Raw genomic sequence first — 21796 nt, forward strand, 5'->3', positions numbered from 1 at the left:
GCCTCCATCGAGCCATGGAAGGTTTCGTGGGTACTTGTGCTGGCCGTGTAGTCCACTCCTGAATGCCATCACCAAAAGCCGACTGCACACGGTCGCACGTGCCAGCTAGCGGTGCAGTCGCCGTTTGATATTGAAAGCGTGTTCCTAAAACGGTCGTTTATGAACCCTCGATCGGAACAGCGCACCTTCTGACGGAATCGACAGTGGTCGTGCGACGTTCGGGCCTTCAGCGCACTATGGGATCAAAGCGGCCGAATACGATCGTCTCCGACCCATGTGGGGTTCAGGGCGGCAACCACTGCTTCCTGAAATGACACGAAGGACAATACTCATGGTGAGTAGTCTTCGCGCACCGCTTATGTGCTGCTGACCACCTATCTCGACTTTCAAGATAGCTACGATCTGCCGATGCGTCTGAAAGAGCAACTACCGAGAGAGCTGGTTGCTGGATTGCGGCCGCTCCATTCTGGTTGCATGATGTGCGGTCAGGAGCCGTGCGTGGCGAATTCGGTTGCGGCAGCGAGCATGGTGTCGCGCACGGTGTCGAGGTTCGGTTCGCGGAGTAGCTGTGCGGGTGGTTGGTTGTCGAGTGCGGGGTTTCGTCCTTGGAACCAGGTTTGGATGACGGCGGGGGTGTCGCGCGCGCCGATTCGTCGTGCGGCGTCGAGGGCGACCTGGAGTCGGTCGAGGATGGCGTGGTCGGGCAGTGGGGTGGTGCCGTCCACCCATCCGTGGACGGTGGCGGTGTCGGGCGCTTCGGCCAGGTATGCAACGAGTTTCGCGCCCAGGAGTGACCGCAATTCGGTGATGAGGGTGCGCGCTGCCGTGTCGGGTCCGGTGCCTGTGTCGACCATTTCGCCTCTCCTCGGTCAGCCCCCGTGTGCTGTTCACGCTACTGCTGGAACGGCATCCGCAGGTCCGGGTAATCGGCGTCGGACAGGGTGATCGTGCGCCCGCACCCGCACGGTGTTCCCGATGTGCAGGAGGTGGTCGGGACGCTGTGCGGTGCGCGCATCGAGACGGGATTGTTCGGGCAGCGAACCCGGGCCGGAGGAACGGCGGGCCCGCGGTAACGCCGGGATCCGTCGGGTTGGCGGGCGCCGTGTGGGGCGAAGGCGTAGGCCTGGCGGGCCTGGTGCCGGCGGTCGAGCCGCCCGCGCACGCCGGCGTCCATCTTGGTGTCGATCGGCTCGATGTCGTGCAGCCCCGCAGGAAGACTCGTCGGGTAGAGGGTGCCGTCGATCCAGAGGGTGTCGCTACCGTCGGGTCCGGGGTGTATGCCGCGCTGTTTGGGGTGCAGGTCGTAGATGGTGGTGTAGCCGAGCTGCCAGACCGGCAACGCGAACGTGTCGTTGGTGACGTAGTTGTAGGCGCGGTCGGCGATGAGCTGCCGCGGCTTGCCGATGGTGTCACCGAGCGCGTGAACGGCGGGCAGGCCACCGATGCCCTTGTGCGACCCGGCCGGGGAGAGGTTCATCGCCCGGGCCACGTGTACCACCGGGCCACGGCCGGGCACGGATGGCACATCGGTGATCACGTGCAGGCCATAACCGCAGAAGAAGATCGTTTCCTCGAACTCACTGCTGCGCCAGCCCATCCGCGCGTCCATGTCGGCCGTGCAGATGTAGCGGCGATCCGGCCCGGTCGGGGCGTCCGGGAGGTGGTGCCCGCTCCTGCGGGCATGCGGATGGTTCGGATCCGGCGGCGCGAGCGGATGATCCGGCGGCGGCGGCGAGTCGGGGTCGGCGTCGACGAGCGGTTTGCGGTGGCGCACCCGCCCCCACGTCGAGAGGTCGGTCGAATCCAGAGCCACGGCCCCGGTCGACGGGTGACCCCACAGGGAGGCATCGAGCAGGGCCTGCACGAAGCGATGCTCGTCCCACTCGGGATACCGAGATGATCGGCACGCGTTCATCAGTCACCGTAACGCATCGTTGATGGCCTCGTAACTGATGGGCACACCGTCCGGCAGCTCAAGTGCCGCGCGTTGCCGATCGGTCCATCCCCGCACCACCGTCGCGACTTTTGTCTGGTGCATCGGTAGGCCGAGCATCGGTGTGAGCAGGTAGGCGGCGAGGAATGCATCGGCGGTGAAATTGCGTTGAACGTCGCGATGGTGGTCGAACACCTCGTGGACGAACTCGCGTGCCTCACAATGTTCGATCACCGCGACCACCCCGGCTGGTGGTGAGCTGTTGGAGGGAGGTGTCCGTCTCGTCGGAGTCGGTGACTTTCGGTGCGTCGTGGTCGGTGGCCGTGTCTGTTGGTTTCTCGTGTTCTGGGTGTTCGGATCCGCCGGGCTATTGCTGCGCCTATGGGTGCTCGCCCCGGCTGGTGTGCGATGTCAGTTCTGTGGGTGTCCAGGCGGGCCAGGTGGCTTCGCCGACGAGGTGTCCGTCGGTGAACTGGGCGACGATGCGCGGGCCGGTGCTCGAGCTGTTGTCGTACACGCTCGCGTGATCGAAACGTGGGAACGCCTGAGCGACGAGGCCCCATATTCTTTGGTATCGCTGGCGGATCTTGTGTTCGGGCACGTCGTGTCCGCCGGCTTGCACCCGGCAGCGCACACGCTGGACCGCTAGTTCCTCGGGAATCATTAGCACATGCAAGACGACGGTGTAGTCGTGTGTGCGCGCTTGGTCGATCAGCTCCAGTTTCGACGCTTGGGAGAACACCGTCGCGGCGATGAACGATTTCCCCAGGGTCAGCAGGTGTGCTCGGGTCTTCGCGGCGATCTCCGCCGCCTCATAGGAGTGGATGGCCGGATCTGCCGGCCATCGTTGTGTGGCGATTTCGTCGGCATTGACGAGCGGGCTGGCTGGCAGCAGGGGGGCGAGGGTGAAGGCCACGAAGGTGGACTTGCCGGCGCCGTTGCAGCCGGCCACCAGGTCGAGTCGTTTCACTCGGGCAGGATTGTGCGCGTGCCGTCGGGACGGTACTCGATGATCTGACCGTCCTCGGACAGCGCGACGGTGGTGATTCCCTGGGCGGCGAGCGTAGAGCCGTAGTCGGTGGTGGCCAGTTGTTCCTCGATCGCCGCGTTGATCTCGGCGTTGAACACTGTGCCTTCTTCGGGTCCGAGTTCGCCGAGCGGCAACCGGCCGGCGAGGGCGTCTTCTACTCGGCGGCGGGCCGCGGTCTGTCGGCTCGAGACCGCACGTCCCACCCGGGCCCAGTGTTCGAGTTGTTGGCGTCCGGTGCGGTGTTGCCGTTCTCCCTCGGCCATGGCGCTGGCCACCAGGTCGGCTGCCAGGCGGGTGACCTTGTCGCCAGTGCTGTGCATCGCTTCACTCTCAGGTGGTGTAGCTACTTGCTACAAGTGTAGCTGATAGCTACAGGCGCTGTCGGGTTCCTGTTGTCGGGGTCCGCCCGAATCCGCCGACGATCGTCGGTCCTCCCTTCGAGACCACGCCGCCGGGTGCGGTGAAGGTCCCCTAGACGACAAAAAGCCGCCCCCAACTGGCCATTGAGGTCAGTCCGGAGGCGGTTTAACGTGGAGGGTGCGGCCGTATCCCGTCGGGTCGAGACTTGGCATTCCGGGATACGACCCGCCGGGTTTGCTGACTCCTGCCTCCGCTGCGAGTCGCGTAGCTGAGCCGCTCTCGAACCATCCCCGAGCGCGGTGCTCCACGCATGGTTCGAGGGCGCAAGGGTAACTGGCCGAGATTCGCCAAGTCGCCTTACCGCGAAGTGGTCGCCCCGGGGTAGGTGGGACTCACGGCGGGGGTTGGGTGATGCACCGTGCATCACGGTGGGCGGCGACCTGGCGGACGATTCTTCTGGTTCGGGCGCTGTTCTGCTGACTGAGCAGAGGGGCGGGTCGGTCCGCCTGATCGCCGGTTCCGGTGGAGTGAGACGGGGAGGATTGCGATGGAACTGAGGGTGCGGAAGTCGGGGTCTGGGATCGCCGTCATGCGTCTCGGTCCGGCGGTTCCACTAGGGGTGGCGAGCGGTCAGGATGCGGGACTTGATTTCCGGGGTGGTGGTGCAGACGGCACTGAAGGCGGCTTCCCGGACCAACCGCTCGGTGGGCTCACCGCGTGTGACCGATCGGCTCCCCGCGGCGGTGGCGACGTAGGTGGCGGCGGTGACGGCGAATTGGCTGGCCTGGGCGCGGGCGTTGTAGATGTCTCCGTCGCCTATGGCCGCGTTGTTGAGTGCTGTGCGGATCGTGGTGTGTGTTTCCCGCAGTTGTGGGCAGGGGTGTCCGATGCGGTTGGCTTCGGTCAGGCACGCTCGTGCCACGCCGAGGGCGAGGGAGCCGTTGATCCGGAGAATGGCGCGGTCCGCGATGCTGAGTCCGCCGCGACGAGCCTTTCGGACGTGGATGACTGCGGTGTGGGGGATGTGGTGTCCGTTGAAGGTCAGTTCGACGGTGTTGGATGCGTCGGCCGCGGACAGGCAGATTCGTTTCGCGTGGACACCTCGACCGTCGGTTGCGTCCATGAGGAAGGTGACGGTTTTCTGGGCTCGGGTGTCGTATGCGGTGACGCCAATAGTGTCGACGAGGCCCCATCCGGTCACGAACGGTGCCTGCCCGGTAATGGTGTATCCATCGTCTGTTTCGGTCGCGACGATGACGGGGTTGTCCGGGTTCGCGTAGCCGCTGCCGGAGACCCCGGCGGTGACGGCGCCGCTGCGCAGGTCGGCGAGATAGCGGGCTTTGAGGGTGTTGTTCCTCGACATCATCATTCGGAGGAGGGTGCCGTGGTGTTGTGCCCAGACGAATGCGGTCGCCAGGCAGCCGCTGATGAGGATTTCGCCGACGTCGGCGAGGGTGTGGACGGGATCTTTGGTGGCGAAGGCGAGGCCGTAGAAGCCCTGGTCGCGTAGTGCGGCGAAGTGCGAGGGCGGGATCTTCCCCGACGTGTCGACCTCCGCCGCGGCGGGTCGCAGCACCTGGTCGGTGAGGGTTTGCGCTTGCTGTACCCAGTCGGTCATGGCTGACACCGTATCCACACTGCGCCGCACCCAGCCGACGTACTCCAATGGTGGGCGGACGCCGTGAGCCTCGTCCAGCTTCTGAGAACTCGCACCACTGCGGCAGCGGTCCACTGCCGAAACGTCGATCGAGATGTTGCCCGGATCGCCTCCGGTGTAGTCCCACGGCAGTAGCAGTCGGTCCGTGACCCGAGGTGCGGCGGCTCGATGATGGTGGAGGACTACCCGCGAGACTGGTGAACGTCCCGCTGGACGGCTCATCGGACATCAACTCGGCGATGTGTGGTGTGACGCAGGGTCCGGCGGATCTGTGCGAGGGCGACTTCCCGCTGCTCCGGGGTTGCTTGCATGGCGTTGCGACGGTGGATTGCGGTGCGGTGGGCTTGTTGTTCGCGGCGGCGCCGGGCGTCGGCTGCGGTGCGGTGCTGGCTGGGGGAGGGGCCGGTCCAGTCGATGTGGGTCAGTCGCCAGCGGAGGAGGGCGACCGGTGAGCTGATCCAGTCTGCTGTGGGCCAGGTCCAGCCGCGTTGGGTGGTGTCGCGGTCGAGGGTCTGTGCGATGTCTTGGCCGGTCCAGCGGGTGGTGTCGATGCCGGCGGCCTTGATGGTGTCGCAGATGTTGCCGATATGTCCGTGGGCGAGAACGGGGGAGCGGGAGGCGAGGGTGGCGGCTGCTTGTTGGAGGTGGAGGGGTCGGGGGTGTGGGGTGGGTGTGGTGGGCCGCGCGTGTGCGCGTTGGTGAGTACTTCGTAACGAAAGATTATGTGAAGGAACGTAAGTACCGGGGGATAGGGTGTCAGCGCAGGTGGCCTGGGGATGAGTTGTGCTAGCCGCGTTGGTGGGTTGTTGGAGTCGGGTGCGGTGGCGTGTGAGACGTCGGGCGGCGCGGGTGCGGCGCGGACGCGATGGTCGTTGTGGGGGTGAGGGTGTGGCGTCGACGATGCTTTTCGGGGAGCTAAGCGCCCACACGGATGCGGCTTGGTGTTGTTGGCCGCCGTGGTGCAGTTCGGCGGCCATGTACTCGTGGGTGCGGAGGGTGCGGCCACGTTCGACTTCGACACCCATCGCAAGGGTTTTGAGGACGCGGCGGGTGCGGTTGATCACGGAGAGTGAGACTCCGGCGTGGTGTGCAATGAGATTCCGGGACGCGGTGACACCGCGGCCGGTGGTGGAATCCGCGAATCGGGCGTGGGCTGTGGCGACGGCCATCAGGCGTTCGATGCCGATGCTGTGGGCGGTGAGTGCGGCCTGGCCGGTGGGGGTGTGGGTGATGTGGTGGCGGAGTTGGCGTAGCCATTCGGTGCGTCCGGACCATACGGGGATGGTGGCTTCGCATCCGGGTGTAATCGGGAGGGTGAAGGATCGGCCGCGTTGCCCGGTGTCGCGGTTGTACTCGTGGAGGTTGTTGATGGCTTGGGTGGCGGCGTAGACGGAGGCTTCCCAGGTGTCGACTTCTGCCGACTGCGGAATGTGCGTACCGCCGTTGACGGATGACCGGATGTTGGTGGGCGAAACGGGTTGTGTAGTTGCTGATTCAGCGCATGCGTTAGCATCAGACGTACCTTCCACAGGTAAGTCCCTTCGGGGAATGCAGTACGAGTGTCGGAAGCGGGTAACTTCCGGCACTCACCCTCAGAGAATGTGACGGCTCGGCAAGGCCTTCACCCTCTTGGTTGAGGAGGACCGGCAAGTCCTCCTCAACAACATGCCGCGGAGCGGTTCGTGAATCTGAAACCACCCCCACCAAGGGGGTTTTCGCGTGTCTGAGGTCTGCGCTTTGAAATTTGGGTTATCGGGGTAGCGCGATGGTTACGCGGTCAGGGGCATCGCCTCGCTTTGGGCGTGGGTGGGTGCCGATCAACTAGCGCGGTCACCGCGAACTGTGGAGGTTCGCGCGTGTCCGCTGAAGGGGACCGGGAAGGGTGGTTTGCGGCCGCAGCCGTGCCAGTTACGCCGACCGCGGTGCCGGCTTCACACCGAGCAACAGGCGGGCCGCGGCGGCAACCTCACGGATCTGCTCAACCGTGGCCGTTTCGGGCTCCGATGCGACGAGGCCGACGACATCGACCAGCGCGTCGCGTGCTCCCGGGCTGAGACGACACCTGCCCGGTGAGAGCCGGATTGGGCCGTGCGTGTCGATAAGATCCGGAGCGGACATCACAGTCGGCGTGCTGGTATCGGTGACGAGGAGTGCGCAGATGACGCTCTCTATCGCGATGAGGTCCCACGTTCGCCCGTGACGGTCGGTGGCGGTAAGACCCCTCATGCGACTGCCCCTCTCGTCGAGGGACGGCGCAGACGTGAATCCCATGCCTCGATGGCCGCGGCGACGCACGTCTCGGCGACAGAGCCCGGTTTGGCGGCGAGGTGCGCCCAGAACGCGGCGGCGACAGCTTCCGCACCACTGAACTGATGGCCACTCAGGTAGTCATGAGCATCGACGGTGGTATCGGCGACCGCGGACCAAGCGTAGAGCGCCGCCGACTGAGCGCGGCTGGCGCCGATCGCCCCGAGCCGGTGCACCGCATCCCACCTGGCAGCGAGGGGGTCGACCGTGCCGGTCGGCATATCGCGGCACAACATAGCGACGGTATGTCCCACGGCCGTGGAGAAGCCCGGAATAGTGACCAGACCCCACACTGGGTGGGAGTAGAGATCAGCGAGCCATCCCCAACGCAGAGACCCGGGGCCTTCGGTACCGGGGCACTCGATCTCGCCGGTCGCCATGAGCAGGACACGGTCGGAAAGACTGATCATGCCGCCGACCCCCGCTCGATTGCCCGTTGCCCTTCGACGCGGTTGTAATACACCCGCAGCTCACGATCAGTGGCGACGGCCGTTCCGTCGTGCCGATACGCGACACCGGCCCAGATCATCGACTGCGGCGGATCTCCCGCGGCGATCATCTTTGCGACTTCGGCGCGGCACGCGGCGAGCCGCGGGCACTGGAAGCATTCCCGCTGCGCGTCGCGGCCGGCGCGGTACGAACCCTCATCGATGTCCCACGACTGCGGGTCAATCGAGCAGGGCAAGACCGTCGGGGCTGATCGGCGGGCGGTCATGCGGCATCACCACCAGCGGCGACGTGGTTGGCGGGACCTCGGGGAGTCCTCGAACGCAGGACTGCATACGTCCGGAGCCGATCGGCGGGTACATGATTGCCGTAGTAGTCGAACGCGGCGCCCGCCACGATCTGATCCTGCGGCGGTTCACCCCCTGCGATTCGATTGCGCAGCGTGGTGCGGCACTGGGTGAGGATCGGGCATTCGTGGCACGAATCGATCGCACGCTGCCACGATGCCAAGTTCTGCCCCGTCAGTTCCCAGGAAGCGGACTTGCCCGCGCACGTGCCCACACCCGGCTCGGGTGCGGTCAACGGGATCATTCCGCGTGCTTCCAACTCGCGGCGGATACTCCGCAGCTGCGGGCAGTCTTGGCATTTGGCGGTGTAGACGAAGCCGCACCGGAAGCAACGCCCCTCAGGGGTTGGTCGGTGTGCGCTCGCCGAACGCAGCAACGTCGCGACCGAAAAGCGAATCGTTCTCGACGATGTGTCTGCAGTTCCATCGCGCCGCGCTAGCTCGCGGAGCGCGGCCGCAGCTCGGGGGCACAGAGGCTTAGCTGCCGTGACTAGGGCGCCGCATTCCTCGCAACGCCCCTCGGAGGACACGTGTTGGGCAGTGATGCGCACCAGGTCGGCAGTGGCTAACGATCGCGCCACGGCTGGATGCCGCTTACCGCGCTCTCTTTGGGCGCCAGCTATCGTGTTCATTGCAGAGACTCCAATCTGCTGATGGTGCCTGAACGGACCGCTAATCCGTTGAGGCTCGAGCCCCCTGGCCGCCGCTAACGGTCAGGGGGTTTCTCGTTGCAATAGGGCTCGACTCTTAGCTCCACCCCCATGTCGCTCTCGTGCGATCATATAAAAGCGATCGTTTAAAACCGATCGTATGTGCGCATCGTAACGGGAGGGCGGCACAGTGTCTACCAGTGACCACATGTGCGGCAGGATTATTTCGGTGAGTCGGCGAGTTATGCGCGGGTTTACTCCGTCCGCCCTGGTTGGCGCGCGCCGCAACGCCGGCTGGTCGCAAGCGGATTTGGCACGGCTTTCCGACGTCGGCGTCGCCACGATTAGAAGGTGGGAGAAGGGCACTGCATCGCCCCAAGTTGACGTCCTGGCGAGGGTTGCCGCTGTTCTTGAAGTTCCCATCTCCGACTTTGTGAATATCCCAGTCTCGGAGCGCTTCCCGGGCGACTGGCGGGTTCTGCTGGGGCTGACCCAACCGCAACTCGGTGCGCGTGCCGGGGTCCGTACTGCCGTGGTTGGCAGCATCGAGCGTGGGGAGACGGCATTGTCCGACAACGTTGCTGAGCGACTGTCGTCTGCGCTCGACATCTCCATTGCGGAGCTGCGGGACGCGCATCAGCGGGCGCGGAGCCGGCCGCCGGGCATGCCCGCCTGACGTCCTCGTGCGCGGTGGCGTGCCCGAACTCCGTGACACCGGTGCCTCGCCTTCTGTCGTTCATGTGAATGATCTTGAGCCTACTTTACTACTGCAAACTTGCAACAGTAAACACTTCCGTAACTACTGCAATAAGGCGACGTCAACGACATCTATACTCATGTCCAACTACCGGCGAAGCTTGAAGTTTGGAGGATGTGCGGTGAGCGAGAGTTTCGCCGAAAGGCTGCGACATCTATTCGACACGGTCCATCCGAAGGGGCGAGGTCCCTACAGCCAAGCGGAGGTTGTCGAGGCCATCCGAGCCGCCGGCGGCAATATGACGCCGGGATACATGTCGCAGTTGCTGTCCGGAAAGCGATCTTCACCGAGCTGGACCACGCTGCGAGACATATGTCGAGTCTTCGCAGTACCAATGGACTACTTCAATGACGACGATGTCTACGAGGAGATCAAGGGCTATATCGCCTACATCCAAGATCTCCGAGACGCCGAAGACCAGAATATTGCAGCACGAACGTACTTCCCGTTCCGGCGTCCCGAATAGGACTAGGTGAACAGTGTGTACGTGCCTCCAGCGATGACGGAGCCCACGAATGCACCCACGATGACCTGACCAGTCGTGTGATCACCGAGCCGCACCCGAGACCAACCGATCGCGGGCGTGCACGCTAGTGCCAGAACCCAAATCGGTGAGACAGCGAGCATGAGAATCACGGTGATGCCCGCTGAGACAGCAGTGTGCACACTGACCTTCCACCGAACGACGCTGGTAATTATCCCGATGGCCAGCAACGTCGCAAACCCTGCGGCCGTGAAGGCGATCAGTTCTGCGGGTGCATTGGTGCAGATCTGAATGACGAGACCCGCAAGCACGATTGCCAAGATAACGACAATCAGAAGGTGACGTTCGCGGTGCTCGGTCACATGGTGATCGCCGATCCGTGATCGCCAGATTTCGAACAGAATGAAGGCCATGGGGAGGCCGCCGGAAATCATGGCGACGAAGATCCCCCATGCCGTCGCCTCAAGGTACACGCCCAGGAAGAGTGACGAGACAATGTTGAGAACCCAAGGAGCTCCCACCTCAGTCAATGCTCTGGCAAGGCGATCAACACGGTCGCCGCGGGTTTGATTCTCAGTCATCGCCATCTGCGGCCACCAACTTTTCCTGTCGTGCGGTGTTGAAAGCGACGCCGAGAGTGCGCACCCACTCGACGTCTGAGACGCCCTCCGGAGCGCCGAGAGCTTCCTGGGGCAACTCTTCCCGTGTGAAGCCGGTAAGGATCCACTCAGCTATTGCAACTGGCGCTTCGTCCTCGGGAATCGGGGCGCCATGGGGGAGGCCTGCGGCTTGGGCGGCGATGCTAAGGGCGTCCATCACTTCCGTGGCGCGGTCGGCAACGCGATCCGTGGCGCTGCTACCTTTCCAGGAGGGTCGAATGACACCAGGCCAGCGCGTAGTGAGCACCCGATGGAGTTCGAAGAAATCTCGCAACGCCCGGCGGGCGGCCGTCCAGAGAGCCATCGTCGGCCACAGCACACCGATGGTGACCATGAGGACCCCGACGAGCGCAAGAACCTGAGTGATGTCGAAGACTCGGGGAGTCGGATCGATTGCACCGGTAGACGCGGCCAGAACGTATGTGATGCGCATGCCGGCGTAGACGGTGAGCAGGAAAACCCCGGGGCACAGCACCATCAAGCCACGACCCGTCGCGGTCCGCGTGTCGGCATGGCCGGCCGTCACGATGGTCACCACGATGCAGAGAAGGAACGGGTAGAGCATCGCGGTAATGCCGGCCTCCGCATATCCGGGAGTGTGGGCATACAGGTCGTCGAAGGTATATCCGTCGCGCTGTTCCGGCACTTCCGGGGCAGTCAAGAAGAAGGCCACTGACCCGCCTGCGGTGACCATTGACAGCAACGCATGAAGCCGGATGAGCTGTGCGCGACGTCGATCGGACGGAGCCATAAGGTCTGTCACGAGTATGGCTGCACCGAAGCAGATTCCGCTAAACAGGACCATTTTGACCGCGCCAGCACCATTTGAGTGACCAAGTGCGCCTCTCAGTAAGCTCTCGAAGAGCGGCAGGTTGACTGTCATGTGGGCGGCCATGCAGGTGAAGACAGTCAGAACACCGACCAGGTTCCATGTGCGAGCCCACCACCACCTACGGAACCGACTGGCTGCGGCTATCCATAGAAGGACTGCGACCGCCGCTGTTGCGGTCACCTGATCGCCTCGTCGAGGCGAGCGCGCACACCGGGATTGCGGGATGCTTGGTTACTATTCACCCGCCCAAGGAGTCTGCTCGCGAACGCCTCAGCCTCAATTTCCTCAGCGTCGTGTCCGTCACTGCACTCGCGCCGAAGCATTATCTTCGCCAATCCATGAGCCGCTGCTGGAAGAAACTCTTCCGCGAACTCGCGGGCAGGTCGGCCCCGATGCCCGAGCAGGATGTGGCCGAGTTCGTGGGCAAGCGTGCGCTCGCGGGCGTGAACCCAGTCAGCGCAGGAAACCTCGTCCCGGTCGGGATGTTGAACCCATTGGCCGAAAACGCCTAGCGGCAGGCTCTTGTTGGATTGAACGACGGTGATCGGGCGCTTCCGGTCCCGGGCTGCTGCCTCCATCAATCCTGTAAGCGTAGACGCTTCACCTGAGGTCGCTACGCGAAACAGTCGATCGACAGCCTCTGAAACACGATTCGTCATTATCAACCTCCACCCGGGACCATTGGGGCGCATATGAATACACGTGTGCCACATCTTGACGCTGCATCTGAAGCCGCCCCGACGGGCTTCAGGGAACTCCCGGGCGGGAGCGCGGTGGCTAGATTATCAGCACCGCGGATAGCTGCAACCAGAAGGTCTCTGGGACCTCGGTACCAAGCTCTGCGCGCGTAATCGTAGTCGGCGGTAAGGTGGAGAAACCATCCTGAAGTCGTGTTTCGCTGCTGGAGAACAGAACTGCGGTACTCAAACATCGAACCTATCTAGCCGGGCGACTGTCAGGCAGAGTGGCATAGCTACTCAGAGCTGGTGCCGGTTCGCCCGGCACGCGTGGTGCCCCCAACTGCAATGCGTGCCGATTCGCAATACGGGGTGTGGCGACTGTGAGAAATTGATGCTTCGGCGAGTCGAAATCTCCGTTACCCGTTGCAGTTGAGATGCATGTAGATGTCGAGGTCGTCATACGGCGAGTTCACGATCCAGTGGGGCGGAGTGTCGTCGTCGACCTGAATTTCGACTTCTCCGACCGATGGCTTGTCCCAGGTAATGCCGAGAGGAAATTGCTTGGTGCTGCCCTTCGGTCGTGTTTTGCTGACGGCCTCGATCGCTCCCGGGGATTCGGCGAAGTCGTGTGCTGGGTAGTTGAGGCTCTCGTTCTCGATCGTGACGGTTTGGGATCCGTGGGTGAGGGTAGCGTTCCACCCGTTCGGTGCGGCGACGTCGATGGTGAGGTTGTCGCCCTCGCCGTGGCACTCGACATCGACCTGGTCCGGGGTAGGAAGGGTCACGAGGTCGATGCCTTTGCGGTTGCCTACGCCGATGGCGATGTTGCCGTCCCACCCGTCGGATCCGCCGGACGATTCGGCGGGCGTGACGCTGCCGGGCCGAGTGTCATCGCTCGACGAGCCTGAGCATGCGGCAAGGGTCGCGGCGATCATGGCGATGAGCGCGAGCCCGGCGGGTGCACGGCTGCTGGACATTTTGGTTCCCCTCCTGTTGCCGTAGTACGGCGTTGTCGAACTCGATGCGGTGGTTGCTGCGTTCAGTACCGGATGGTGTCGATGAGCCAGTTGCCCCCTGTCTTGCTAAGCGTGACCCAGACGATGGTGTTGGGGTCAACAGGGACGGCGTTGTCCCCGGTGATTGCGGTCTGGTGGATGGTGGCGACGCGGTGGATGAGGGTGTCGGTATCGGGCGGGCAGCCGGAGCAGCCGATCAGCACGTCGGCGACGACCTTTGCGTTCGTGGTGGCCCACCGTCCCCATTGCACGCCGGGACCGCGTTCGGGCGTGACTGGAATGGCCACTTGCGCTGCGAGCCTGTCGGTCAGCCACTGTCGGGCCCGCACGAAGCCGTCGTTGGGGGACTGGTCGGTGGCCGGGTACCAAGTGAACGCGACCGATAGGGCCTGGCGGGCGACGTCTTCCGCCACGTCGGCGTCCGGAGCCGGCGCCGCCGTGGTTGGTGGAGGTACGGGCGCAAAGGTCGTAATTGGTGCTGTGGCTGCCGGTGGTGCCGCGGCCGCCGGTAACGACGTTTCTAGAGGCGACGTCTGCGGGTCCTGTTGGGTCGGCCGGCACGCATAGACGAGGATGGCGACCAGGGCACCCAGGATCACGACCACGGCCAGGAATCGGCGCACGCTCATCTCGGTCCTCCTGCAGTAGCGGGCAGTCCACTCATCACATCACCCTCCGTGCTTTCATCCCGCCCATCAGCGGCGCTTCCTTCACGACGTCGCCGGTGGTCGGGGCGTGGATCATGCGTCCGCCACCAAGGGCGATGCCGACGTGACCCGGCCCAGACCCGGCCCAGGATCCGAACACGAGATCACCCGGTTGGGCCTGATCGATGGGAATCTCCGTGCCAACGGTCCACTGCTGCTCCGAAGTGCGTGGCAGTGTGACCTTGCCGCCGCTGCCGGTGAAGGTGGCGTAGCTGGTCAGGCCGGAACAATCGAAGCCCCCGCCGGACGGTCCGCCGGTGCTACCTCCACCCCAGACATACGGGGTGCCGAGGTACTGCCGGGCGGCCGCGACGACCTGGCCGCCGTCTTTCGATCCGTTCGGGACCAGGCGGCCGGTGGAACTCAGGGAGGTGTACTTGGCCTGGCCGAGGATGATCTTTGCGACGTAGTTCTGGGTCTCGGCGTATGGGGGGATGCCGCGGTGAGCCTGCACCGCACCGAAGCCTGCATTGTACGCGGCCAGTGACAGCTCGGCCGGGTCTCCCATGACGGTGCCGACCGCGAGCGCGGCGTTGACCTGGTCGTTGAGCGCGCACATGAAATGCCCCTGAGCCATGACGGCGTCGCCGATCGAATTGGGGTCGACCTTGCCGTCGCCGTCGTAGTCCTTGCCCCAGGTCGCCCAGGTTCCGGGCATGAACTGTGCAGGTCCGAGAGCACCAGAGGGGGAGCTGGGGGCGTTGGCGCCGTGCCTGAACTGATTCTCGGCGTGGAGCTGCGAGGACAGGACCGGGGGCCGAATGCCGGGGCAGATGCTGCCGGCCTTGCGGATCCACGGATCGAATTCGGCCGGCACCGAGCCGGCGGCCAGCTCACCGCCGCCGACGGTCCCGAAGCCCGCGCAGTTGATCGGCGACGACAAGGAGGCCAGCCGCACGTCCGCGCCGTCCGGCGCGCCAGGAGGTGAGGCCGCACTGCCCAGTTTGATCATCGGGTCCACGGCGGTGCCGCCTTGGAAACGGCCGCCTTCCCAGTACTCGAAATGCAGGTGGGCGCCGGTGCTTTGGCCGTCGTCGCCGACATTGGCGATGTGGTCACCGGCCCTGACCTGTTGGCCTTCGCGGGCGATTAGCCCGTCGGTGAACATGTGTCCGTACACGGTGGAGACCGGTGTGTCGCCGACGAGGGAGTCGATGACGATCCAGTGTCCGAATCCGGTGGCGGTGCCGGAACGGACGACGAGGCCGTCGAGGGCTGCGTAGATCGGGGTGCCGATGGGGCCGGCGAAGTCGACGCCCTGGTGCTCGGTACCCCACCGAGGCCCGAAGCCGGAGGTGAATGCGGTGGTCCCGGCCCTCGTCGGTGCAGTGATCGGTCCGGAGGCGCGCAACTGGCCACCGGCGGGCGCGCCCGGGTCGCTAGCGGTGGAGGTTGTCTTGCATCGATCGTGGGGGATGACTGGTTGAGGTGCGCAGGCCGTCGTGCTGACGACTGTGCTGGCTACGGCCGCGAGTAGCAGCGCGGTGCCGCGCTGGCGCAGTGTCACAGGGCTCCCGGGATCGGGGTGTCGAGTTCTGGGATCGGGATAGGCCCGGGCACTGGAACGGGCACCGGCACGGGTGTCGGTTCGGGCTCGGCCATTGCTGGCGGTGCGGTGACAGATTCGGGCGCCGAGGTCGTCGTCGACGGTTTCGGCTGGCTCGTGGTCGGCTGCGTTGCAGTCTGGGGCGTGGTCGAGTGCGTGGAGGTTGAGGGGACACTCACTAGGGTCGGCGCGGCGCCGAGTTTGCTGACCTCGTCGCGGTCGAGAGTGGGAAACGGGTTCTGGACCTGCCATTTCGGCCCGCTCGGGGACTCGGCCACCTGCACGGACACGCGCAGGTCGCCGGCCTGAGTGGGGATGGTGACCTCTGCCCGCCGCTCGCCACCGGCGCCGGTGACGATCTCACTGGTCGTGGGCCCGGTGATCGCGACGGGCACCTGTGGACGTGCGGCGACGATCGTGTCACTGGGGGTGTCGGTGGTGTATCGGCCGAGTTTGGTTCTCCACTCGGTATTCGACTGTGTGATGTCCACGTAGTTGTGCGCATAAGCCATCGCTGTGGCTGGCGCGCTCTTCCCGGCCGAGGCCGTCGTTGTGCCTGCGATGGCCGACTCGGTCACCTCGATGAGGTCGTAGGTGACCTCGTTTCCTTGTGCAGGAGTCGTCGTCGGTGCACCGGTCACCGCCGCGGTATTCGGCGCATGGCTTGTAGGAGGGGATTCCCCGGATGCGGTGCCGGCAACGAATAGAACGGCGAGAACGGCCGCCATGCTGATCATTAGGTTGGTGCGCGAGTACAGCACCCACCTTCGGATCGGGGCGAGGACCGGGTTGCCTGCGGGGCGGGCCATCAGGTGAAACTCTCGCTCGGGTGCGTGCGCACTTCGGGAGTCAGCGACGGCTCGTACAAGCGGGTAATCGACCGCGGCGGAGCGGAAATGCTGGCGGGCGCGGACGCGGCGGGGACGTTCGCTGATGAGGTGTCCTTGCGGGTCGGAGTGAAGACCTTGGTCGGGGCGATGGCAGAACCTGCTCCGCCGTCCCATGTCTCACTGACCCTCGGGGTGTCACCGTGGCGCGCTCCGCCACCCAAGCGGCTGGCTTCGAGCGCTTGCAGCGCCGCGCTACGGTCGCGGCCGACGCGGGTGTTCGCGGTGTCCTGTTCACGATGCTTGCCGCCCTTGGTGAGGTGCATGTGGCGTGCGTCCTGGGATTCCTTACGTGAGTCAGCGAGCCGTTGCAGGAGGTCCATCTTTTTGTGGGCGGCGATCCGAGTTTGGTCGGCCTCGTGCCGGCGACGCTGGTTAAGTTCGCGCCCCTCCGGGCGGGCTGGGCCTGCGGAGTTGCTGTCGGAGTCTTCGGCGGTGCCGCCGTCCTTGGTTATTTTGCGTAGCGCCCCTACTCCTTCCTCGACCATCGCACCGGTCGGGCCACCGATGACCGCGCTGGCGCCCTTGAAGAATTTCTGCTTCATCGAGGTCTGCGCGTGACGGGCCTTTCGATTGAGGGCGCCGGCGCGGTTCTGGGTGAAGGTTTGCGAGACCCGTTTGAACGGTCGCATGATGAACCAGCACACCAGGGTCAAGATGACCATGAACCACAACCGCCATGACCCGTCGATTTGCCCGTTGTCGGTGACGTACAACTTCACCAGGGCCAGCAGGTAGAGGGCGACGATGACGGAACCGGCCACGCCCCACATGTAGGCGCTGGCGATCATCCGGCACACTCGCATTAGCGTTCCCGCGTGTGCGACTGCGAGCGGTATCCAGATCGGGGCGAACAGGATGGCCAGGCGGATGGCGAGCAGCGCGATGAGCTTCAGCACCGATGCGCCGATCCACAGGATCGACGGCATGCCGATCTTGACCATTGCCATGAATCCGATTCCGGTGCGGCCGGAGTCCTTGCCTTGGAACGTGTAGTAGGACAGTCCGTAGTCATCGTTGAGTGGCTTGACGATGTCGTCGCGAAAGATGTGCTCCTTCTTCGCCTTCAGGTCGTTCTCGACACCGGAATCTGGTGCGTTCTCGATCTGCTGCTGTTCCTCGTAGGAGAATGCGAGCGCATCGCGCAGTTTGGGGCCGAGTTGGTTCTCGTTGTCGCGGTAGTTCGGGCCGAACCAGCCTTTACGCCAGTCGTCGAGGAAGATGTCGTCGAGCAGTACGTCCCGGGGTCCTTTGCCGCTGCCGGTGATCGAGAGCATCTCGTTCTGGGTATCGGTGATCACTGCCCCGAATGTGTCGTCGGCGAGCCGGATTGCTTGCTGGGGTGCGCCGATCAGGAGAGCACCGAGGGCGAGAGCGGCTCCACCGACGGCCATGGATTTCGTGACGCCGGCAGCGTTCGATTTGAGTGCGTGCCAGAGCATGATCGAGGCAGCCGCGGTCAGCCCGATACCGAGCCAGAGACCGTAAATGCCGATCATGCCGTTCGAGATCGAGGAGACGACCTGGTCGAACTGTTCCATTGCGGGTGCGACGCCGGCGTCTTCGGCGGCCTGACCGGTCTTGGTCTGGTCGTCGAGCCAGAATGCGGCGGCGGCCAGGGACTTCCCGATCGTCAGGAATCTATTGCCCCAGTCGGTGTCGGTGACGGCGCCGGGCGCGCGCACCAGGTCCATGCCGCAACCGAGGTCGTAGGTGTACCACTGCAGGCCGGCCCACCCGTAGGTGGTGTATCCGGTGACCCCGTTGTCGGGGCGGTTCTGGCTGGTGGCGTCGAAGACCCCGGGGAACGCTCCCTTGGGGTATTCCGGGGCGGGGACTTCGTCGCACGCGAACCCGCTGGCCGCCGCGACGGGGGAGAGCGGGTCGACGAGCAACGGGGCCAGCGCCAGGGCGAGGACGGCCAGGAGACGCCCCAGCCGACCGGTCAGGCGTCTATTCGGGCTCGCCTCGGGGTTGTGGGTCCGATGAGTGCCTGCGGGTCGAAAATGCAGGTTGAGCCGCCGCAGGGTGGTGGTCATGTGGCACCGCCGAGGGCGTTCTTCGCGGTACTCGAGTTCAAAGCGGCGAAGACGTGGGATAGGTGCACGTAATGAACCCAGCTTGACCGGACCAGTTCGACGTCGTCGGCCATCCGGACCATCCACCGCCGCGCCTGATCTTGGTAGGAGGTGTCGGTGTCCTCGTCGAGCGTGTCCTCGCCGCCGCTGCCGAGTTCGGCGAGGAATTGCTCGAAACCCTGCCCGGTGGGGAGTTTGAGGAGCTTGAGCGCCCCGTCGATGGCGTGTGGGTCGCCGCCGACGTCGCCTACGAACACTTCGTAGGTCAGGGCTGTTTTGTCGTCGGTGCCGTCGAGGCCGAGGAAGTCGTCGGGCAGTTGCGAGCACACCAGGGCGCGGACCTTGAACTTGCGTGAGTCGCGGGCGATCCGCAGGTTCAGGGTTCTGCCGGCGCCAGTGGATTCGAGGTACTTGTTCTCGTCGAGGAACAACACTTTACGGACGTGTCTCGGCTTTTCGTAGACGAGGCGGTTCGCCAGCCACGCGGCCATGTGCATTAGTGGGGCGGTCATCCGCTGCTGTGGGGTCCACTGCGAGGAGGGAACACCTTCCGGTGGCAGCTGCAGACCGGGCATGGTCAGGATGGTCAGCCGGATATCGGCGTCGAAGTCGTCGACGCCGCTGCCGACCGTGCCGGCCTCGGGGAAGAGTACCCGGGCTTCGGCGAGCCTGGACATCAACTCCAGCTGCTGATATATCCCGGCGGCGCAGGTGCGCACGGCCTGATCGGGATCGTCCTGGCCGATCGTCTTGATGGCGTCGAGGACTTCGCCCAGGTTGTGGTCGCGGTCCCCGCCCACGCGGTTGGCGGCCAGGTGCAGCACCGACTCGGTGTGTTCGAGATGCAGATGCCGTTCGGTGAGCATCATCTTCAGCACCGAGACGGCGACCTCGACGCGCTCCGCCGCCGCCGCGCGCATGTCCGCGTCGTACTTCGCCTGCGCCGCGGCATACGGGTCGGCGGCCCTCATCAAGTCCGGGTGGAGGGTGTCGTACTCGGGGTCCTCGCGTCGGGGGTCGATGATGACCCGGTAGGGGTTGAGCGCCCCGGGGCGGGAGTCACGGCCGGTGAGCGCGTAGACCCGGGCGATGTCCCGGAATTCAGGTAGGTTCGCCAGTTCCTTGAGTGGCCCCGAGGGGTCGTGGATTACTCCGTAGGCGCCCGCGCGCACGGCCTGGTAGACGATCATCCCGGCCATGAAGGTTTTGCCGGAACCGGGGACCGCGACGATCGGGGTCAGACCCGATTTGTGTTTGATCTCGTGTGCGGCGAATAGGTCCCAGATCACCGGGCGCGGTGCGATCGACGAGGTCTCACCGAGCACGACTCCGCGGCGGTCACCGATCCGGTCACCGACGGTGGCCATGCCCGCGGCGACGGCCTCGACGTCCATGTGGCGCTTGTTGGCGATGTTCGCGAGCGGCTCGCCGGGGATGAATTCGCGCAGTAGTTGGAACTGTCCGTGCTCCTGCTCGAGTGCGATGTGCGGGTAGTACATCTCCCGCAGGCCGGCGACCTTCTTGCGCGCTTCGTCGGGGGTAGCTCCGACGATGGCGACCCGGTACCAACCCGAGGTGCGGGTGGAGAGCCCGGAGTGGTCTTCCTCGACGTCGGAGATGACATCCTGGACCCGAGCGTGCTGCTCGGCCAGCTCCTTCGGTGGGACCTGGTCGTGTTCGACGGTGTAGTGGTCGAACTGAGACTCGATCTTGCCCGTCAGCGAGCGCATGGTGCGGATGGTTCTTGCCTTGTCGTGCAGCTCGATCCGATCCGACCATTCGAGCGGTTCGCCGGAGGGGTCGCCGATGACCTGCCAGGGCAGCATCCGCTCCGGGATCGGGAGCGGTGCCATGCGTCCGACGGTGAGCACGATGACCGCACCGGTATAGCGGCGACCCTCGACGACGCCGGAGACGGTGGTGTAGCCGTCACCGGGTGTCAGGGTCAGGTCGGTGAGGTCTTCGAGAGCGGCGACGTCGGTTTCCTCCCAGTCTCCGGCTCCCGCGGTCGCGCCACCCGCAGCCAGGGGCAGGCCGATCGTCGCCGACCGGCGCAGCAGGTAGTCGATCGCGGCAGGGGACGCGGGTGCTGCATTGACTCCGCGGCCGGCCATGATCCGCTCGAGTGCGGCGAGATGGCCGGCGAGCGCGTCCTCCTCGCGGGCGAACGCGTCGTCGGCCCAGCCGGTGATCAGGGACGAGAGTGCGCCCAGGAGCGGCCAGGTCGCGACGTAGCCGAGCGTGTGGGCGAGGTAGTCGAGCCCGGCACCGAGCGCAGAGCGGTGGGGCAGTTCGATGCCCCAGTAGCGGCCCTTGATCGTGGCGTTCGACCACAGCATCGCGTGCTGCTGACCGCGTAGAAACTCGGCCCACGACAGCGCACCCGGGACGTCGTCGATCGGCGCAGCCCACCGGTCGTGGTCCTTGGCCCACTGCTCGACCGGAAACGGCGTGCGCACCAAGCGCCGGTGCAGCCGCTCGACGCCGGCCTTCTGCAGGTTGGTCAGCACCATCGCCTCGTCCTGGATGAAGCGCCGCTGCTTGCCCGTGGCGCGGAAGTTCCACGGACCCTGCTTCTGCACGAACCATGCAGTCGACGTGCGTGAGGTGCGGGTGATGTGACCGGAGGTCCCGGTTAGCCGCAGCCGCACCGACTTCCGGGCACGGTCGGTCCGCTTCTTCGCCGCGGCCTGCCCGCGATCGGCGGGCGTCTGCCGGCGCCGCTTGGAGCGCTTGCGTCGCCGCTCCCCGGTGCGGGGGTCCTCCGCCAGGAGGGTCGGGTCGCACGCCCGAGCGTTGATCTCCTCGGACACCTCGGTGACCGGGTGCGGGGGCAACTCCACTTCCGACCACGCCCGCGCCCCCTGCGGTGGCTGTGGTGGGAATGCCTGCCGGCCGGCCGCCGGCAGCGCCCCGGGAGGGATGACTGGCACCGGGTCATCGAGCTGAGGGTCGAACAGCGATGCGATGTCGTTGTCGTCGTAGGTGGTCATCGGTGTGAGTCCTCACCGTCGGTACGGGCAGTGACGTCGTCAGGTTGTGAACCGGTGGTCAGCCGGTCGGGGAGGGTGACGGACACCGTCACCCCGGGCTTCGGTGGGCGCGGGGCACTCAGGTCGTTGGCGGCGGCCTTCAGCACTGACCGGAGCGGCCGATCCGGCGTCACGTATTTCGAGATCCGCGTCGTGGCCCACACCGTCACCAGGACCATCACCAGCAGCGGTTTGAACCCGAGCGGCACGTGCAGGATGGCGCGGGAGATCAGAAACACCGCCGCGAAAACCGCGGCGCCCACCAAGCCGGCGGTATACCGAATCCGGACCGGAAGGGCGTAGCCAGTCGGGCCGAGATAGTGGCGGTCCACTCGATACAGCAGGTCATCGTTGTTGATCACCTAACGCTCCCTTCTCGGTGCAGGAA

General features: G+C 65.2%; 23 protein-coding genes. 3 read left to right on the forward strand and 20 right to left on the reverse strand.

The annotated features are described in order from the left end of the window. Window positions 1-485: 485 nt before the first annotated feature. The 11 genes from JWS14_RS45655 to JWS14_RS45700 all read right to left on the reverse strand — a co-directional run bounded on the left by JWS14_RS45655 (window position 486) and on the right by JWS14_RS45700 (window position 8325). Window positions 486-854, reverse strand: coding sequence for an antitoxin Xre/MbcA/ParS toxin-binding domain-containing protein (locus tag JWS14_RS45655; protein WP_206016783.1), 369 nt, complete (start codon window positions 852-854; stop codon window positions 486-488). A 38-nt stretch (window positions 855-892) separates the two neighbouring features. Beyond that, the gene (locus tag JWS14_RS45660) at window positions 893-1864 is read right to left on the reverse strand and encodes a hypothetical protein (protein WP_241031819.1); all 972 of its coding nucleotides are present in this window, start codon (window positions 1862-1864) and stop codon (window positions 893-895) included. 54 nt (window positions 1865-1918) lie between these two features. After that, complete coding sequence (locus tag JWS14_RS50840) at window positions 1919-2176, reverse strand: hypothetical protein (protein WP_241031820.1); 258 nt, start codon at window positions 2174-2176, stop codon at window positions 1919-1921. A gap of 136 nt (window positions 2177-2312) precedes the next feature. Then, entirely contained in the window at window positions 2313-2903 is a 591-nt protein-coding gene (locus tag JWS14_RS45665) for an ATPase (RefSeq protein WP_206016784.1), read from the reverse strand. Then, on the reverse strand, window positions 2900-3283 hold the full coding sequence (locus JWS14_RS45670; RefSeq protein WP_206016785.1) for a TA system antitoxin ParD family protein: 384 nt from the start codon (window positions 3281-3283) through the stop codon (window positions 2900-2902). The genes JWS14_RS45665 and JWS14_RS45670 overlap by 4 nt, the downstream gene beginning before the upstream one ends. A 653-nt stretch (window positions 3284-3936) precedes the next feature. Next, window positions 3937-4941: an acyl-CoA dehydrogenase family protein gene (locus JWS14_RS45675; protein ID WP_206016786.1), complete on the reverse strand. Its 1005-nt coding sequence runs from the start codon at window positions 4939-4941 to the stop codon at window positions 3937-3939. 257 nt (window positions 4942-5198) lie between these two features. After that, complete coding sequence (locus JWS14_RS45680; protein ID WP_206016787.1) at window positions 5199-6509, reverse strand: Rep protein; 1311 nt, start codon at window positions 6507-6509, stop codon at window positions 5199-5201. 379 nt (window positions 6510-6888) lie between these two features. Next, on the reverse strand, window positions 6889-7206 hold the full coding sequence (locus tag JWS14_RS45685; protein ID WP_206016788.1) for a hypothetical protein: 318 nt from the start codon (window positions 7204-7206) through the stop codon (window positions 6889-6891). After that, a complete protein-coding gene (locus JWS14_RS45690) occupies window positions 7203-7697 on the reverse strand; it encodes a hypothetical protein (RefSeq protein ID WP_206016789.1) in 495 nt (164 codons plus the stop codon). Before JWS14_RS45690 ends, JWS14_RS45685 begins: the two co-directional genes overlap by 4 nt. Beyond that, window positions 7694-8002 (reverse strand): hypothetical protein, encoded by a 309-nt coding sequence (locus JWS14_RS45695; RefSeq protein WP_061699537.1) that lies wholly within the window; start codon window positions 8000-8002, stop codon window positions 7694-7696. The genes JWS14_RS45690 and JWS14_RS45695 overlap by 4 nt, the downstream gene beginning before the upstream one ends. Next, window positions 7999-8325, reverse strand: a complete 327-nt coding sequence (locus JWS14_RS45700; RefSeq protein ID WP_061699538.1) for a hypothetical protein — start codon at window positions 8323-8325, stop codon at window positions 7999-8001. The genes JWS14_RS45695 and JWS14_RS45700 overlap by 4 nt, the downstream gene beginning before the upstream one ends. A 613-nt stretch (window positions 8326-8938) precedes the next feature. Here JWS14_RS45700 and JWS14_RS45705 point away from each other — a divergent pair. Both JWS14_RS45705 and JWS14_RS45710 read left to right on the forward strand, forming a co-directional pair. After that, the gene (locus JWS14_RS45705; RefSeq protein WP_020476731.1) at window positions 8939-9406 is read left to right on the forward strand and encodes a helix-turn-helix domain-containing protein; all 468 of its coding nucleotides are present in this window, start codon (window positions 8939-8941) and stop codon (window positions 9404-9406) included. Between the two features lie 202 nt (window positions 9407-9608). Further along, a complete protein-coding gene (locus JWS14_RS45710; protein WP_011599406.1) occupies window positions 9609-9953 on the forward strand; it encodes a helix-turn-helix domain-containing protein in 345 nt (114 codons plus the stop codon). Window positions 9954-9955: 2 nt separating this feature from the next. Here JWS14_RS45710 and JWS14_RS45715 read toward each other — a convergent pair whose 3' ends face one another. Continuing rightward, entirely contained in the window at window positions 9956-10558 is a 603-nt protein-coding gene (locus JWS14_RS45715; RefSeq protein ID WP_241031821.1) for a phosphatase PAP2 family protein, read from the reverse strand. After that, window positions 10545-11513, reverse strand: coding sequence for a hypothetical protein (locus tag JWS14_RS45720; RefSeq protein ID WP_241031822.1), 969 nt, complete (start codon window positions 11511-11513; stop codon window positions 10545-10547). Before JWS14_RS45720 ends, JWS14_RS45715 begins: the two co-directional genes overlap by 14 nt. Window positions 11514-11560: 47 nt before the next feature. Between JWS14_RS45720 and JWS14_RS45725 the strand changes: the two genes are divergently transcribed. Continuing rightward, window positions 11561-11974 carry a hypothetical protein gene (locus JWS14_RS45725; protein WP_061698040.1) on the forward strand — a complete coding sequence of 138 codons (414 nt, stop codon included), beginning with the start codon at window positions 11561-11563 and terminating at the stop codon, window positions 11972-11974. 584 nt (window positions 11975-12558) lie between these two features. Here the strand turns inward: JWS14_RS45725 and JWS14_RS45730 are convergent. The 7 genes from JWS14_RS45730 to JWS14_RS45760 form a co-directional block, all read right to left on the reverse strand. After that, window positions 12559-13119 (reverse strand): hypothetical protein, encoded by a 561-nt coding sequence (locus JWS14_RS45730; RefSeq protein WP_206016791.1) that lies wholly within the window; start codon window positions 13117-13119, stop codon window positions 12559-12561. Between the two features lie 62 nt (window positions 13120-13181). Continuing rightward, window positions 13182-13787, reverse strand: coding sequence for a hypothetical protein (locus JWS14_RS45735; RefSeq protein ID WP_206016792.1), 606 nt, complete (start codon window positions 13785-13787; stop codon window positions 13182-13184). 34 nt (window positions 13788-13821) lie between these two features. Beyond that, window positions 13822-15372 carry a peptidoglycan DD-metalloendopeptidase family protein gene (locus tag JWS14_RS45740; protein ID WP_061697868.1) on the reverse strand — a complete coding sequence of 517 codons (1551 nt, stop codon included), beginning with the start codon at window positions 15370-15372 and terminating at the stop codon, window positions 13822-13824. Further along, window positions 15369-16220 carry a hypothetical protein gene (locus JWS14_RS45745; RefSeq protein ID WP_241031823.1) on the reverse strand — a complete coding sequence of 284 codons (852 nt, stop codon included), beginning with the start codon at window positions 16218-16220 and terminating at the stop codon, window positions 15369-15371. Before JWS14_RS45745 ends, JWS14_RS45740 begins: the two co-directional genes overlap by 4 nt. Then, complete coding sequence (locus JWS14_RS45750; RefSeq protein WP_206016793.1) at window positions 16220-18337, reverse strand: hypothetical protein; 2118 nt, start codon at window positions 18335-18337, stop codon at window positions 16220-16222. Before JWS14_RS45750 ends, JWS14_RS45745 begins: the two co-directional genes overlap by 1 nt. Then, entirely contained in the window at window positions 18334-21369 is a 3036-nt protein-coding gene (locus JWS14_RS45755) for an ATP-binding protein (protein ID WP_206016794.1), read from the reverse strand. Before JWS14_RS45755 ends, JWS14_RS45750 begins: the two co-directional genes overlap by 4 nt. Then, window positions 21366-21770, reverse strand: a complete 405-nt coding sequence (locus JWS14_RS45760; RefSeq protein ID WP_206016795.1) for a hypothetical protein — start codon at window positions 21768-21770, stop codon at window positions 21366-21368. Before JWS14_RS45760 ends, JWS14_RS45755 begins: the two co-directional genes overlap by 4 nt. Window positions 21771-21796 lie beyond the last annotated feature (26 nt).

Source organism: Rhodococcus koreensis (assembly GCF_017068375.1).
GTDB classification, from domain to species: Bacteria; Actinomycetota; Actinomycetes; order Mycobacteriales; family Mycobacteriaceae; genus Rhodococcus_F; species Rhodococcus_F koreensis.

Coding starts and splice junctions, on each gene's coding strand:
- JWS14_RS45655 (WP_206016783.1), bottom strand. CDS start 854: ATGGTCGACACAGGCACCGGACCCGACACGGCAGCGCGCACCCTCATC.
- JWS14_RS45670 (WP_206016785.1), bottom strand. CDS start 3,283: ATGCACAGCACTGGCGACAAGGTCACCCGCCTGGCAGCCGACCTGGTG.
- JWS14_RS45675 (WP_206016786.1), bottom strand. CDS start 4,941: ATGACCGACTGGGTACAGCAAGCGCAAACCCTCACCGACCAGGTGCTG.
- JWS14_RS45685 (WP_206016788.1), bottom strand. CDS start 7,206: ATGAGGGGTCTTACCGCCACCGACCGTCACGGGCGAACGTGGGACCTC.
- JWS14_RS45690 (WP_206016789.1), bottom strand. CDS start 7,697: ATGATCAGTCTTTCCGACCGTGTCCTGCTCATGGCGACCGGCGAGATC.
- JWS14_RS45695 (WP_061699537.1), bottom strand. CDS start 8,002: ATGACCGCCCGCCGATCAGCCCCGACGGTCTTGCCCTGCTCGATTGAC.
- JWS14_RS45700 (WP_061699538.1), bottom strand. CDS start 8,325: ATGATCCCGTTGACCGCACCCGAGCCGGGTGTGGGCACGTGCGCGGGC.
- JWS14_RS45705 (WP_020476731.1), top strand. CDS start 8,939: ATGTGCGGCAGGATTATTTCGGTGAGTCGGCGAGTTATGCGCGGGTTT.
- JWS14_RS45715 (WP_241031821.1), bottom strand. CDS start 10,558: ATGGCGATGACTGAGAATCAAACCCGCGGCGACCGTGTTGATCGCCTT.
- JWS14_RS45720 (WP_241031822.1), bottom strand. CDS start 11,513: ATGACAGTCAACCTGCCGCTCTTCGAGAGCTTACTGAGAGGCGCACTT.
- JWS14_RS45725 (WP_061698040.1), top strand. CDS start 11,561: ATGTGCGAGCCCACCACCACCTACGGAACCGACTGGCTGCGGCTATCC.
- JWS14_RS45730 (WP_206016791.1), bottom strand. CDS start 13,119: ATGTCCAGCAGCCGTGCACCCGCCGGGCTCGCGCTCATCGCCATGATC.
- JWS14_RS45735 (WP_206016792.1), bottom strand. CDS start 13,787: ATGAGCGTGCGCCGATTCCTGGCCGTGGTCGTGATCCTGGGTGCCCTG.
- JWS14_RS45745 (WP_241031823.1), bottom strand. CDS start 16,220: ATGGCCCGCCCCGCAGGCAACCCGGTCCTCGCCCCGATCCGAAGGTGG.
- JWS14_RS45750 (WP_206016793.1), bottom strand. CDS start 18,337: ATGACCACCACCCTGCGGCGGCTCAACCTGCATTTTCGACCCGCAGGC.
- JWS14_RS45755 (WP_206016794.1), bottom strand. CDS start 21,369: ATGACCACCTACGACGACAACGACATCGCATCGCTGTTCGACCCTCAG.